The organism is Pseudonocardia xishanensis, assembly GCF_039541715.1.
Classification (GTDB): domain Bacteria; phylum Actinomycetota; class Actinomycetes; order Mycobacteriales; family Pseudonocardiaceae; genus Pseudonocardia; species Pseudonocardia xishanensis.
In genome coordinates this window covers 19,440-32,442 of sequence record NZ_BAABGT010000007.1, presented here as the reverse complement: position 1 = coordinate 32,442, position 13,003 = coordinate 19,440, and the positions used below count along the sequence as shown (strand labels likewise).

General features: G+C 67.3%; 13 protein-coding genes and 2 pseudogenes. 6 read left to right on the top strand and 9 right to left on the bottom strand.

Annotated features, from left to right (window positions below; all coding sequences use genetic code 11):
• Positions 1 to 203: 203 nt before the first annotated feature.
• Positions 204 to 1,082 (bottom strand): annotated as a pseudogene (locus ABD993_RS02225) (transposase family protein).
• Positions 1,083 to 1,329: 247 nt separating this feature from the next.
• Here ABD993_RS02225 and ABD993_RS02220 point away from each other — a divergent pair.
• The 3 genes and pseudogenes from ABD993_RS02220 to ABD993_RS36590 all read left to right on the top strand — a co-directional run.
• The gene (locus ABD993_RS02220) at positions 1,330 to 1,707 is read left to right on the top strand and encodes an alpha/beta fold hydrolase (RefSeq protein ID WP_345412138.1); all 378 of its coding nucleotides are present in this window, start codon (positions 1,330 to 1,332) and stop codon (positions 1,705 to 1,707) included.
• Complete coding sequence (locus ABD993_RS02215) at positions 1,704 to 2,096, top strand: hypothetical protein (protein ID WP_345412137.1); 393 nt, start codon at positions 1,704 to 1,706, stop codon at positions 2,094 to 2,096. The genes ABD993_RS02220 and ABD993_RS02215 overlap by 4 nt, the downstream gene beginning before the upstream one ends.
• Positions 2,097 to 2,424: 328 nt before the next feature.
• Positions 2,425 to 2,772: pseudogene (locus ABD993_RS36590) on the top strand (cupin domain-containing protein); the annotation flags it as partial.
• A gap of 140 nt (positions 2,773 to 2,912) precedes the next feature.
• Here the strand turns inward: ABD993_RS36590 and ABD993_RS02210 are convergent.
• Entirely contained in the window at positions 2,913 to 3,098 is a 186-nt protein-coding gene (locus tag ABD993_RS02210; RefSeq protein ID WP_345412135.1) for a hypothetical protein, read from the bottom strand.
• An 86-nt stretch (positions 3,099 to 3,184) separates the two neighbouring features.
• On the opposite strand from ABD993_RS02210, the gene ABD993_RS02205 reads away from it, so the two are divergent.
• Positions 3,185 to 3,565: a cupin domain-containing protein gene (locus ABD993_RS02205; protein ID WP_345412133.1), complete on the top strand. Its 381-nt coding sequence runs from the start codon at positions 3,185 to 3,187 to the stop codon at positions 3,563 to 3,565.
• A gap of 94 nt (positions 3,566 to 3,659) precedes the next feature.
• Here ABD993_RS02205 and ABD993_RS02200 read toward each other — a convergent pair whose 3' ends face one another.
• The 7 genes from ABD993_RS02200 to ABD993_RS02170 all read right to left on the bottom strand — a co-directional run bounded on the left by ABD993_RS02200 (position 3,660) and on the right by ABD993_RS02170 (position 11,940).
• Complete coding sequence (locus tag ABD993_RS02200; RefSeq protein WP_345412131.1) at positions 3,660 to 4,781, bottom strand: Rv3169 family protein; 1,122 nt, start codon at positions 4,779 to 4,781, stop codon at positions 3,660 to 3,662.
• Between the two features lie 34 nt (positions 4,782 to 4,815).
• Entirely contained in the window at positions 4,816 to 5,880 is a 1,065-nt protein-coding gene (locus tag ABD993_RS02195; RefSeq protein WP_345412128.1) for a phosphotransferase, read from the bottom strand.
• 260 nt (positions 5,881 to 6,140) lie between these two features.
• Positions 6,141 to 7,898 carry a CocE/NonD family hydrolase gene (locus ABD993_RS02190; RefSeq protein ID WP_345412126.1) on the bottom strand — a complete coding sequence of 586 codons (1,758 nt, stop codon included), beginning with the start codon at positions 7,896 to 7,898 and terminating at the stop codon, positions 6,141 to 6,143.
• A 57-nt stretch (positions 7,899 to 7,955) separates the two neighbouring features.
• Complete coding sequence (locus tag ABD993_RS02185) at positions 7,956 to 8,837, bottom strand: alpha/beta fold hydrolase (RefSeq protein ID WP_345412125.1); 882 nt, start codon at positions 8,835 to 8,837, stop codon at positions 7,956 to 7,958.
• Positions 8,838 to 9,037: 200 nt separating this feature from the next.
• Entirely contained in the window at positions 9,038 to 10,060 is a 1,023-nt protein-coding gene (locus ABD993_RS02180) for a hypothetical protein (RefSeq protein WP_345412124.1), read from the bottom strand.
• Between the two features lie 63 nt (positions 10,061 to 10,123).
• Complete coding sequence (locus ABD993_RS02175) at positions 10,124 to 11,614, bottom strand: aldehyde dehydrogenase family protein (protein WP_345412123.1); 1,491 nt, start codon at positions 11,612 to 11,614, stop codon at positions 10,124 to 10,126.
• A gap of 170 nt (positions 11,615 to 11,784) precedes the next feature.
• Positions 11,785 to 11,940, bottom strand: coding sequence for a transposase (locus ABD993_RS02170; RefSeq protein WP_425568879.1), 156 nt, complete (start codon positions 11,938 to 11,940; stop codon positions 11,785 to 11,787).
• A gap of 71 nt (positions 11,941 to 12,011) precedes the next feature.
• On the opposite strand from ABD993_RS02170, the gene ABD993_RS02165 reads away from it, so the two are divergent.
• On the top strand, positions 12,012 to 12,242 hold the full coding sequence (locus ABD993_RS02165) for a DinB family protein (protein ID WP_345412122.1): 231 nt from the start codon (positions 12,012 to 12,014) through the stop codon (positions 12,240 to 12,242).
• Positions 12,243 to 12,315: 73 nt separating this feature from the next.
• Positions 12,316 to 12,846: a hypothetical protein gene (locus ABD993_RS02160; protein ID WP_345412120.1), complete on the top strand. Its 531-nt coding sequence runs from the start codon at positions 12,316 to 12,318 to the stop codon at positions 12,844 to 12,846.
• Positions 12,847 to 13,003: the final 157 nt, after the last annotated feature.

Here is a 13,003-nt window from a genome sequence, read left to right as displayed (position 1 = left end):
GGCCACAGCCAGAGCGCACCGCGGCCTACGGCATCCAACCCCATAACTGAACGGTATTGCATCTAGCCCCGGTGATTCATGACGAGCAGTAGTCGTTATCTCGTCGATGATTTTCTCGGTTTCCGGGTCATGGGCGTGCGGGACTATCCGGCCTGCGGTTCTGCCGGGTGCTCCGTGCCGCTCGCGCCGGCTGGGCGTGGGGTTCAGCCTGCGGGGACGGGCAGGGTGTGGAGGCGGTTGAACGCGGCAGCGAGCTGTTCAGCCCGGGGCCAGGGCTGCTGGATGCGGATCCGCATGACCACGGCCGGCCAGGCCGAGTTGATCGCGAACGTCCGCGACGGGAGTGGTTCAGGCCGGTGTCCTTCGCGGTGCGGATCCGGTCCTCGACCCGGGTGTGGGCGCGGTGTCGGGTGTCGAGGAACGCCAACTGCCCGGCTCCGGTGTCGGTGGCGACGCAGGTGTAGCGGCAGGCCGTCACGGGTTTCCATCGGGTCCAGCTGTGCCCCCGGGTGTGGGTGTCCGCGGCGGACGATCACCCGCGTCCCGGGCGGGTAGCCCTCGAGCGCCGCTGCGGGCAGCAGTCCGGTGAGCTCGGCGAGGCCGGCGCCGTCGCGGTGTGCACCGTCGGCGTCGACCGCGTCGGCCCACACGCGTCGGCCCACACTGTTCTTCGGGACCGCGGCGATGGCGGCGCGTTCGCGGTCGGTGATGGCCCAGCCGACGGAGAACTCGACTGCCTCCCGGCTGCGTCTTGCTGGTGGCGGATGTGGGTGAGGAACGCCTTCGTGCAGCCCGCGGTGTCCGCACGGACCAACAGCCTGCGGCCGTGACGGTGCTGATCCGGGATCTGAGCGAGAGCGTGGTCGAGCACGGTGATGTGGTCGGCGGCGGTGTTCGCGCCGGCGTTGCCGGCCCGGGTCATGCCGGGCCCGCGACGGCCGCAACACCCCCAGGGCCTGCGACAACTCGCCGGTCAGGGTGGTCCGGTCCGCGACGGCCAGCAGACGCGACCCGACACGCGACACGACCCCGGCCCCGTCGGCGGTCACGATGATCTTCGGACGGGTGGTTGCAGCCTGCACTCGGAAAGTGCCTCCCCGACCGCGGTGAACAGAGCCCTCGACAAGCCCTGTCCTCCCTGGTCACGAGGCACCTTCTTCTTTCAGGGGGTCACCTACCGTCGAGCCCACCGTGAAGAGCCCGGGCTAGGACGCGAATGGTCGACATTTACCGGATCTGTTGGTGTGAAGGCCGCAACGCGCCTACGATGAACTTCACCGATTTGCCGGAAAGCTCAGAGCGGAGGCGTGATTGGCATCAGCTGTTTGTGTGACCCTTGTTCTGTTACCTTCTGTGGCGTTGAAAGCGCCACGACGACGGATCGATCTCCACCTCTTCAGGGCGCCACCGCCGACCTCGAGCGCGCTGAAATGGGATCCCATGTCTACTTACATACCCAGGGCGAAAAGTCGCTACCTGCGGATTGACGGCATTCGTACCCACTACTTGGAATGCGGCGACGGGCCGCCGCTCGTCCTGCTCCACGACGGCAGCTACGGCTCGTCGGCGGAATTGTCCTGGTATCAGAACCTCGAGGCGTTCGCCGACGAACACCGGGTAATCGCTCCCGACTGGCTGGGCTTCGGCGAAAGCGACAAGCTACACACGATTTCGGAGGTGGCCGCGCGCGTCGCCTGTGGCACATGACGCGGTTCCTCGAAGTCATGGACCTGGGTTCGGCCGCATTCTGCGGTGTCTCGATGGGTGCCACACTTCTGCTCGGTGTTGCCGCTACGAGCGAGTACCAATGGCCGATCAGGGCGATCAGGGCGATCGTATCCACTTCGGGCGGAGGTTTCGTCCCACTCAATGAGGCACGCCGGGCAACGCTTGATTTCGACTGCTCGTTGGAAGGTATGCGCCGAATCGTCTCCCACTTCGTGTACGACCAGGCCCTCCTTGACGATGAGCGGCTGGTGAAGGCGCGCTTCGAGGCAGCGATCCTGCCGGGGGCGTGGGAGGCCGTCGCTGCCGCGCGCTTCAGGTCGTCCGCGCGCGGCGGAGCGCCCAGACTTCGGTCAGCTGGACACGACTAGCTACGAGCGGATCGACGTCCCCACATTGTTGGTGGCCGGCGCCGAGGACTCGTTGCGGGAGCCCGGCTACGCGACGCCCTCGCCAAGCGTATACCGAGAGCCGAGCTTCTGGTGTTTCCTGAATGCGGCCATCTGCCCCAGATCGAGCACCCGGCTCGATTCAATCAATCGGTGCTCGAATTTCTGCGCGGGGTGATATGACACAGAGGTGTGACGCCTTCTGCCGTTCTGGCCGAGGCGTTGGCGACGCCGGAGCACCCCGGGAAGGCACCGCGGCAACCTGGCGGCCGCTTCCGTTTTTCGTGTTCGACAACTCAAGGACGAGGTAATGACCACTACAGAGCATCGGCCGGCCGTGACCAACGGCGCGTTCCGCACCCCGGCCCCGGGTCGGGAGTTGCGCTACAGGACCGGTTCCGGCGACGAGAAGACGATGTACGTGCTCGCCGACGCGTCCCAGACCAACCGGCGGGTGACCGTCGCTCTCCACGAGCTGGCGCCGGGCGAGGAGTCCGGCATCCACATGCACACGCTCGAAGACGAAGGCTTCTACGTGGTGGAGGGCAACGTCACCTTCTTCATGCACCACGACGACTGCGTGATCGAGGCCGGCCCCGGCGAGTTCGTGTGGCAGCCGGTCGGCCGGGCGCACAGCTTCAAGGCGGGCGACGCGCCGGCGCGAGTCCTGCAGTACCTGCTGCCGGGGACCGACCTGGTTCCCGGGTTCTTCGAGGGGACCGCCGAGCTCGACCTCGACACCCCGGAGCAGGTGGCAGCGCTGGCGGAGAAGGCGTTCCGCGAGTACGGGGTACGGACCTACGGGCCCGACGGTGTGCCGCCGTCGACCCGGCCCGCCGCCTCCCGGGGTCCGCTGACGCCCGACGCGCGGCTGCTGATGCCCACCGAGATCGACCGCATGGTCAACGCGCCCTTCAAGTCCGACGCGACGGCCAAGTACACCCTCAACGTCGACCGCGGCGTGATGACCGGTGTCGAGCTCATCTTCCACGCCTGGGGCCACCAGACCGGGGACCTGATCGAGCTCCTGGAGGTCGCGTGGTCCAAGCCCGACATCGTCTTTCCCCAACGTGCACACCCTCGAGGAGGAGGGCTTCTACATCCTCGAGGGCGAGTTCACGCTGTATGTCGCGGAGCCGCAGGGCATCACCAAGCAGGTCGGCCATCCTGGCGACTTCGTCTGGGGTCCCCGCGACTACCCGCACTACTACCACATCACCGGCGAGCAGGGTGCCCGCGTCCTCACCTGCCTCATCCCGGGCGGCTCCGGGTTCACGAAGTTCTTCTACGGGATCGCGGTGAAAGGCCGCGGAGCGGACCTCTCCACCGACGAGAAGCTCGTCGAGTTCGGCGAATGGGCGGCCCAGATCTCCGGACAGTTCATCATCGGACCGGACGAGTGGCCAGGAGAATTCCCGAACCCCGGCCTCGCCGTGGACGGCCAGAGTTGAGCTGATCCTCGAAGGCCGCGTCTCCGGCGCCGCGGGCGACCCGGCGCCGGAGACACACCTGACCGTTCACCACACTCCCGCAGATCGGTACACACTAGCCGGCGTGGCCGGCCAGGTCGTCCCCGAAGCCGCTGGGCGCGTGCCGTCCCATGGCCATCTGCTCGAAGATCCCGAGGCCCACCCGGCCGTTCCACTCCGCCCGCACCACCTGCTGCACATGGATGTTGCGAGGGTCGACGTTGTCGAGGTCCGCGACGTCGAACGCCTCGCCGAAGGTGACCAGCTCGTCGTGCCACCGACCGTGCTTGTACGTTGGGTGAGCGTAGCCGATTCCGCTCATGCGGAAGTTGAGCAGCGGCTCGAGGTGGATGACCTCTTCCTCGTCTGCTGGGCGCCGACGGAGGAACACCCGTCCACCACGACTGCGCCGTAGTCCCGGCGCCCAGTCGACCTCGTGGCGGATGCTTGCCAGATGGGCGATCGGAAGTGAAGGCCCGACGGGCGAGGCCAGCGGTGCGAGAGGTTGGATCAGGACGCCGGTCTCGCTCCAGGGGACCCCGTCGCCGTCTTGGAAGACCATGGCGTGCAGGTACTCATCGTCGAAGTGCAGCGGCGTCCACACGAAGTACAGCTGGTGCTCTCCTGGGACGGGTGCCATGGGAGCGGGGTCCCCGACGTGCCGGACTCCCCACGAGTGGTCCTTGGTGCCGAGAAAGGACCCCCGCGCCCCAGCGGTGTACTGGCTTCCACCGCTGCTGACGGAGCCGTTCCACCTGCCCAGTTGTGTCGCTCGGGTGACGTCCATGACGCGGCGAGGGCCGACGTACCGCAGCTGCCGCTCCTCCTCGCATGCCGGGGTGCCGGTGGTGAACGTGAGGTCGGCCGAGAGACCGTGCTCGGGGGAGTCCACGGTCAAGTGCAGCGTGCGCATGGGGTCGAGGATCTCGAAGCGGATCGGGCCGATCTCGGTGACGGCACGGTCCCACGGCGCTCGGCCCGAGGCGATGACTGAGCGCTGCACGCCGTCGGCCACGACGGCGAATCCGGCGTCGACCACACCCCGGTTGGGATAGGTGCCGAACGCGAGGGCGAAGTAGCAGTCCTCGGTGTAGCCGTTCATGAAGAAGCGATCATAGAAGTCGATGTGCCCTCCCTCGGCTTGCGCGAGAGGCAGACTGCTCTGGTGGATCGGATAGTCGTCGGCCGGAATGAGCAACAGTGTCTCCTGGATGGTCGACCGTGCGCAGGTGTCAGCCGCGCGGGAGGAGGTCGAGGGCGTCGCACTCGAGGACGTGGGCGGTGTGCCGGTCGAGCATCGTCCGGAAGAGCTGGTCGCCCCGCGGCGTCCGCCCGGCGGTCATGGCGCCGATCACCGCCATCATCACGCCCAGGAAGGCCCGCCTGCGGTACTCCTCGTGACACCACTCCACGCTGACCTCGAGGCCGGATGCCTGCGTCAGCTCGGCGTGGAACTGGTCGACCAGCTCGCGCTCGTGGCGACGGCGCACCTCGACGGTCATGCTGCCGCCCATGAAGTACGCAAGGTCCGCCAGCGGGGACCCCGCCACGGCTGTCTGCCAGTCGACCAGTGCGCACCTGTTCGGGCTGAGGAGGATGTTGTCGAGGCGGCAGTCGCCGTGTTGGACGCCACGCGGACCCTCCAAGTGGGCGTTCCACCAGTCCAGGGACGCCCCGAACCGGTCGAGCACGAGCTCGGTCTGCGGGTCGATGGAGTCGGCGTACCGGTCCTTGAAACCGGGCAGCACGCTGCCGAACAGCTGCTGGCTGAACGGTGTCGCCCGGTTGAGCCACGGTGCCTGGTGCACGGCCTCGGAATCCAGTACTGCCCCTTGCACTGCCGCGATCGTGGTGACGACCCGCCGCGCGGTGGGGAGGTCACACCCTTCCAGCTGGTCGATGACGGTCGCCCCGGGGACGTCCTCGAGGAGCAGGGTGAACAGGTTGGTCTCCGGGTCGTGCGCGGAGAAGTGGCACTGTGCGACGGCGTCGTGACACTGCGGCGCCAGTTCGCGATAGAAGCTGACCTCTCGGAGGTAGATGTCAGTGTGGCGGGCCGTGGCAAGAGAGTCGGCGTCGTTGGCCGGCAGCTTGGCGATGACGGTCTGTGCACCGTCGGACCCGTCGTAGCCCACGCGGTACGTGCGGCTCATCTGGCCCGTGCCGATCCGAGCGACCCCGCTGACGTCGGCGATATCACGGCGAAGGGCTGCGGACAGCCACTCGCTCGTCAGCTCGTCCGGCTCCCCGACGGGGCTGCCCATGACTGCGGCGGTGTTCGTGTCGATGGCGGCCACCTCCTTCTCAGATCTGCTGAGTTGCGGGCCGCGGCCCGGTGTGATGGCGATACGGTCGGTCGATCGATGGTGTCGGCTCGGAGCCGACGATGACCTCGCGGGACATCGAGTCCGACGTGATCGATGGCATCTGGGTTCCTCCCGGGCTGCGGAGCCGTGGTGGGTCGACCGTGTCGCCCCAGGTCACTCGGGTCGACAGGCGTGCTGGTCATCGGATCAAGATCTGGTCAAGAAGTGGCGGTTCCACGAGTGTCGACGCATCAGTGCGGGTTGGCGACTACAGGCACCTTCAGGTACGAGACGTGATCGGGTCCGGTGTGGATGACGTGGTTCCCGCTGTTCTCCGCACGCGGCGTCACGGCGGACGCACGGCCCCCGAGCACGGGCTCGTCCTGCGGAGCATCGACCTCCACGCCGGTGCCGCGGACGTTGTATCCGGCCACCGTCAGCCGTAGCTGTTGTCCCGCCTCCACGAAGTACGACCTGGGGGTGAAACCGATGTCGACCGGGACGATCTCGCCAGGAGCCAGCTTCCGGTGCCGGCGGAACGCTTGTACCGGCACGAAATCGGTCGACAGCTCCGCGTCGAGCTCGCGCAGCGACACCCGCAAGCGCCCGGGTGCCCCCGGAGGTGAGATGGGGTAGGTGTCGGCGAACTCTCGGTGCGGAGCGAGCAGATTGCCGTCGGCATCGAGCTTCTCGACGAGCAGGAACAGGTCCATGTCGTCCGCACCCTGCGCCTCGACCCACAACCGCGCGGACATGTACCCGAGCAAGGTGGTGTCGTGGTCGAACTTGATCGTGAAGGCGACAGCGCCGTCTGCGCCGGGGTAGGTCGCCGACGATATCTCCACGGGAGGGGTTGTCGACAAGCTGTGGTCCTGAGCGTCGAGGTACAGCTCCTGGTAGCGCGTCTCCGGCACTGGCCACTGCGTGAACGGCACGTCGACGAAGTCCGTTCCGCCGGCGTTGATGATGGACGCCCGAACTCTCGGCGTGGCTTCCCACCCGTTGTCGACGTCCTTCAGATAACGGTCGAAGAACCGCAACACGTCGTTCTGGTAGTAGGGGTCGTACTGGTCGTTCCATTCATGGGTGTTGTTGATCCGGAACCACTTCTCGGCCGAGCCCAGGCGTCGAAACGCTTCCGACACGCCGAACGAGTGGAGGCCCGTGACCCCGTCCATGACGACGTAGGCGGGGATCGTGACTTTCGTGAGGTCGGGAATCTTGTCCTCCCAGTACTCGTTCATCAGTGGCTCCCGGAGGCTCATGTCCGAGATGCGCTCCATGGAGCTGGGGTGGCCGGGGATCATGAAGGGTAGGTGGCCGAAGAAGCCCGGGTCCGGGATTCCTCCCCAGAGCATGTGGCTTCGGTAGGCGTCATACAAACCGTTCCAGGGCGCGATTGCGGCGAGGTGCGGCGGCTGTGTCGCGGCGATGCCCCACTGCGAGATCGCCAGCCACGAGGCACCGTACAGCGCGATCTTCCCGTTGCTCCACGGCTGTTCGGCCGCCCATTCCACGACGTCGTACCCGTCGTGGGACTCGACTGAGCCCCAGTAGTGGATGTCGCCCCCGGACTTGCCGACGCCGCGTGCATCCGGATTGACCAGTGCGTACCCGTGATCGAGCCAGAACGCGGCATCTGCGCCTTCGAACTTGCCCAAGCCCGAGAAGTTCTCCCGCGGCACACCCCACGGCACATCAGGGAAGGCGGGCAGCGACTTGCCGTACGGGCTCCAGTTGACCAGCGCAGGCAGGTTGTCGTCCTGGTCCGCGGGACGGAGCACGTCGGTGTAGATCACCACGCCGTCCCGCAGGGTCACCGGAATGTCGCGTTCCCAGACGACGTCACAGGGCAGCGGCTTTCCTCCGGGGATGAACACCGTCCCTGCCTCCAGGCGCGTCGTCTCACGACCGACCTGGTAACCCTCGGGCAGCGGTGCCGACGGTCCGAACTCGACCTTCCACTCCGCCGGGTACTCCGACGGCCTTTCGGTGTCCTGAGGGTTCATCTCTCCTACTTCCCTGTGGCTGTTCATGAGGACATCTGTCTGCTCTGTTGCCGGCGTTCAACTGCCGAGCTCGGTGATCCAGTCGATGACCGGTCGGACTGTCTCGTGCGCGTTCGCCTCGAAGATGAGGCCATGACCGTTGCCGACGATCCCCGACTCCTGCAGGTCGACCCAGGTGGCCTTGGCCCCTGCCGCACCGAGGAAGTCGACGGTCGCGGGTGCCCAGTCCCTGAACGGGGAGGCGCTCGCGGTGAACACCGCCACGGGCTTGTCCGTGAAGGATGGGATGCTCAGGTCGGCCGGTCGGGCATCGCGCACGTCGTCGGGCCGCTCGAACCGGCGCGCGAACGTGATCGGGGCGGTGGTCAGGCCCCAGTCGAGCGAGCCGATCGGGAAGGTGGCGAAAGGTGGCCCCATGGGCTCGATCGCGGCGACTCCCACCACGTTCGTCGGGGTTCGGTCCGTCGCGAGCCAGCCGGCGGGTCCGCCGGCGGAGTGTGTGACGAGCACCGACGGCCCGATGCGCTCCAGCAGCGAGACGAGGCGTGCTGCATCCAACTCCTGTGAGGCGGCGAGGTCGGTGGGCAGAGGGCCGAAACCGGCCACCAGGTGATCCAGCTCGGGACTACCGCTCTCGCGGCCGAACGGCCATTGGGTCTGCTCCGCTGCGCGGGCGGGCGGCGCGAAGAGGCCGACCGCGGCTTCGTACGGGAAGACGCTCCCCATGGGGCCGATCAGTTCCGGGTGGTACGGCGAACGACCCAGTCCGGGCCGGTCCACGACGTAGGTCGCGAACCCGGCGGCGACGAAGTGCGCAGCCCATCCGGGTTTGCCGTCCACGGTCGTCAGCCACTCCGATCCCTGTCCACCACCCCCGTGCACGAGCACCAGAGGATGCGGCCGGCTGACGACCTCGGGCGCCTCCCACTCGACGTACATCGGGCCGCGTTGGACGGTCCCGGACGCGGACGACTCGACATCGCCCGGGATCCAGAAGCGCCCTCGCCTCGAGGTGACGAGTGGCGCACCCGCCAGGTGGGGTGCGGGCTGAGCTGACATAGGGTCTTCCTCCGGACAGTGGGTGGGGGCGGCAGGGTTGTCCGGGCGCCACGAGGACCGTGGTGGGAGCCTGGTTCCCTTCAGGGGTGGACCTTGTCGGGGTCGACCATGCCGAAGCCCATCGGGCATCCTCCGGACGAGTCCTCCGACTCGACGCCGGCGCCGACGGAGGCCCGCATGATCGGGGGCAGGGTGCGGCCGCGCTCCGCGGTCTCGCGCAGCATCTTCTCGACCATCGACTCCTTGGGCGACGGCCTGAGCTGCATGGCGACCATGTGGACGCGCATGTAGTTCTTCGCGGCCGCGCGCCAGAACCGCGTGGGGCGCGCGATGCCGTTGCACTCGAACTGCCCGTCGTGCCAGAAGGTGGTGACGAGGGCCCGGGCCAGGGAGCGGGGCAGCCATCTGTGGCGCTGCTCGAACTTGTCGAGGACCGCGTTCGCGCATGCCGTGGAGTTCGCGTCGGGCACCCATGGCTGCGACTCGTACTCGTGGACGAAGTCGATCCAGTCCTCGAAGGTCTCGAGTGGGGGCATGTGATCGCTCAGCGGGGTGCCGTCGGTGTAGGTGAAGGATTCAGCGAGCTTGTGGCCCCAGATGGATCGGGCCTCCTTCTCCTTGTCATCGAGCTCGGGGAGCCCGAGTACCTCGCGGGCGAGGATGGCGATGCCGGCCACCTCCCAGGCGATGACGTAGACCCAGAGTGGCTGGTCGTCGAACGCGGACGGGTAGATCTTCTGGTACTTGCTGTGCAGCGCGTTGATGATGTCGACCGAGCGCGTGGTCTGCGGCGAGCCCGGACCCCACTCGTTCCAGACCAGGAAGTGGTGCGACGTGTCGTCGAAGCGGTTGTCGGCCTTGTTCACCAGCTTGCCGGTGCCCTCGCGCGTGATCGCCTTCGAGCTGTGACCGGTGGTGGCCCGGCACATGATGTGGGTGAAGGCCCAGTCGACGAAGAACTCGTCGACATGGAACAGGGTCGTGAGCTTGACGATCTCCACGTAGTCCCGCTTCGCATCGAGCGTCGAGACCCGGCGTTTGATCCACCGGTCGCCCTTCCGCACCTCGGCGGGCGGGTTCAACTCGGGGGCGGTGAGTGTCATGTCCTGTCCTTTCGGGAAGAGGTGCCAGCGCGGGGCGGGCCGTCACGGTGTGAGGTCTGACGCCTAGATGGGGTAGTGACGGTCTTCGGTCTGGATCGTGATCCACCGCAGTTCGGTGAACTCCTCCAGCGCAGCCTTGGACCCGAAGCGCCCCCAGCCGCTGGCGCCCACGCCACCGAACGGCATCTGGGGCTCGTCGTGGACGGTCGGCCCGTTGATGTGGCAGATGCCCGACTTGATCCGTTGTGCCACCTGCATCCCGGTGCTCGTGTTCTCGGTGAAGACCGCGGCGGCGAGTCCATACTCGGAGTCGTTGGCGCTCTCGACCGCGGCGTCGGGGCCGTCCACCTCGATGATGCCGACCACAGGACCGAAGGACTCCTCCGCGTAGATGCGCATGTCCTTCGTCACCCCACGCAGCACCGTTGCCTCCATGTAGAGACCGTCGTGTCCGCCACCGCAGACAACCTGCGCGCCCTTGGACCTCGCGTCTTCGATCAGCTCGACCACGTGGTCTCGAGCGGCTGCATGAACCAGCGGACCCAGTTGCGAGGACGGGTCGCTCGGGGCGCCGACTGTGAGCCGCGAAGCGTGCGCCACGAGCTTGTCGGTGAACGCGTCGGCGATCGTCGCGTCCACGATCAAACGCTCCGTGGACATGCAGATCTCGCCCTGGTTCATGAACGCACCGAAGTTCGCCGCGGCCGCAGCCTTGTCCAGGTCTGCGTCGGCCAGCACCAGCATCGGCGCCTTGCCACCGAGCTCGAGGACGACCCGCTTGAGGTGCCGCCCGGCGACCTCGGCGATGACCCGGCCGACCTTGGTGGAACCGGTGAAGTTCACCCTGGCCGTGCTCGGATGAGAGATGAGCGCCTCGACGACGAGCGCAGCATCCTCGGGAGCATTGGAGATCAGATTGATCGCGCCGGCAGGCACGCCGGCGTCCACAAAGGCCTGGACGATCATGGCTTGGGTCAGCGGGGCCTGCTCGGAGGCCTTGAGCACCACCGTGTTGCCGAACGCAAGCGGCATCACAACGGCACGCACGCCGAGGATCAGTGGGGCGTTCCAGGGTGCGATCCCGGTGACCACGCCGGCAGGTTGACGCACACCCATGGCGAACAGCCCGGGCATGTCGGAGGGGATCGTGTCCCCGACCATAGAGTAGGTCTGAGCAGCCGCCTCCTGCACCATCCCCGTGGCGACATGAACGTTGAACCCGGCCCAAGGGGCCGTGGCACCCATCTCCCGGCCCATCAGCGGCACGATCTCCGCGGCCCGCTCACTCAGCAGAGCGGCAGCCCGCAGCAGAACCGCGCGCCGCGCGCCGGGCGCCACGGCAGCCCACTCGGGCAGCGCAGCGGCGGCCGCATCGACTGCCCGCCTGGCGTCGGCCGGTGACGCGGCGGCGACACGGGCCATCGGCTCGCCGGTGACCGCCGCGGTCGTGGTGAAGAACCGGCCGCCCTCCGCGGCGGTCGGGACGCCGCCGATGGAGAGTTCGGAGCTGACGATGTCCTCGCGGGTCACCGAGTCCGACGTGATCGATGGCATCCAGATTCCTCCCGGGCTGCGGTGCCGTGGTTGGGCGATCGTGTCGCAGCTCACCGGGAGCAACAAGCGTGCGGATCATTGAATGAACATCTGGTCACGAAGTGGTGGGCCGGCGGGGCCCTGGTTACACCGTTCCTCGGGCTCTGGCGCAGCAGCGGTGGTAGGCCGGGTCAGTTGAGCAGGATTCGTCGGCGGAGTAATGCGAAGCCGGCTCGCCCGTACATCTGTCGCTTGAGCAGTTTGACCTTGGTGTTCGCGCCCTCGATGGGGCCGTTGCCGTAGGGGAGGGTCAGTCCGGCGACGACAGCCGGGAGGTCCTTGCGCAGCCCGCGGACGAACCCGTGTAGGGAGGACAGGTCGCTGTCGTCGACGTGTGCCGGCGTCCGAGGTGCCGTGGATGCGCGCCCGCGAGGTCTGCGTACACGCCGTCGACCTCGACGGCGGAGTCACCTTCGCCGACCTGCCCGAACCGTTCTGTGCCGCCCTGCTCGACGACGTCGCGCGCTGGCGGGGCGCCCGCCCTGGGCCTGCGCTGGTCCTCGTAACGCCCGACGGTGTGCGCGAGATCCCCGGAGAGGGCGAGCCGTCACGGGTGGAGCTCCGCTCGCCGCCGCCGCGGCCTGGATGACCGGTCGCGGCGGCTCGGCGGATCTGCCCGCGCTGCCACGATGGCTGTGAGGGCGGGAGGCGGGTTCATCCCCATGAACGATTGCCGCGCACGCCGGGAACAAGCACTGGTCGCAGAGAACAGGAGAGACGAGTTGAGTACGACATTGGCGACGAGCGACGCGCTCACCGTTGTGGATGTACCCGAGAAGTTCGACGTCACGAACCTCCCTCAAGGCATCGCCGACCTCATCGAGGCGACCGAGAACCCGTTCCTCGTCGCCATGCTCAAGAACTACTACCTCCCTGCGGTGCGCGAGATCTCGGGACACTGGGACCAGATCCTCATTCCGAGTCTCACTGTCGACGAACCGGCCTACCGCATCAGTGTCTCGGGTGAATCGGTGGCGCTCACCGGCCATGCCGAGGTTCTGGCCATGTACCGCCAGGTGGCGGAGACCGGGCAGAATGTGATGGGTACGCTGCGTCACAACATCGCGGTCGCCGATTTCGGGGTGATCACCGAGGGCTTGTGGGTCGCGATCGTGCCGCCGGGTCTGCTGTCGGTGCAGGACGTCGACGTCGAGCCGGACGCGTACTACATGGTCACCCACAACCTGATGTAGAACTTCACCTACACGCATGACGCGAAGCTCATCAGCGAGCGCGTCTACGACGACCCCGGCAGCTACGAGTACCGCAAGCTCGCGCCAGCGGATGTGATCACCCCTGCGCAGGCACGTGACGCTCTTGCACCGCATCTCGAGCGCGCCGTGCACCTGT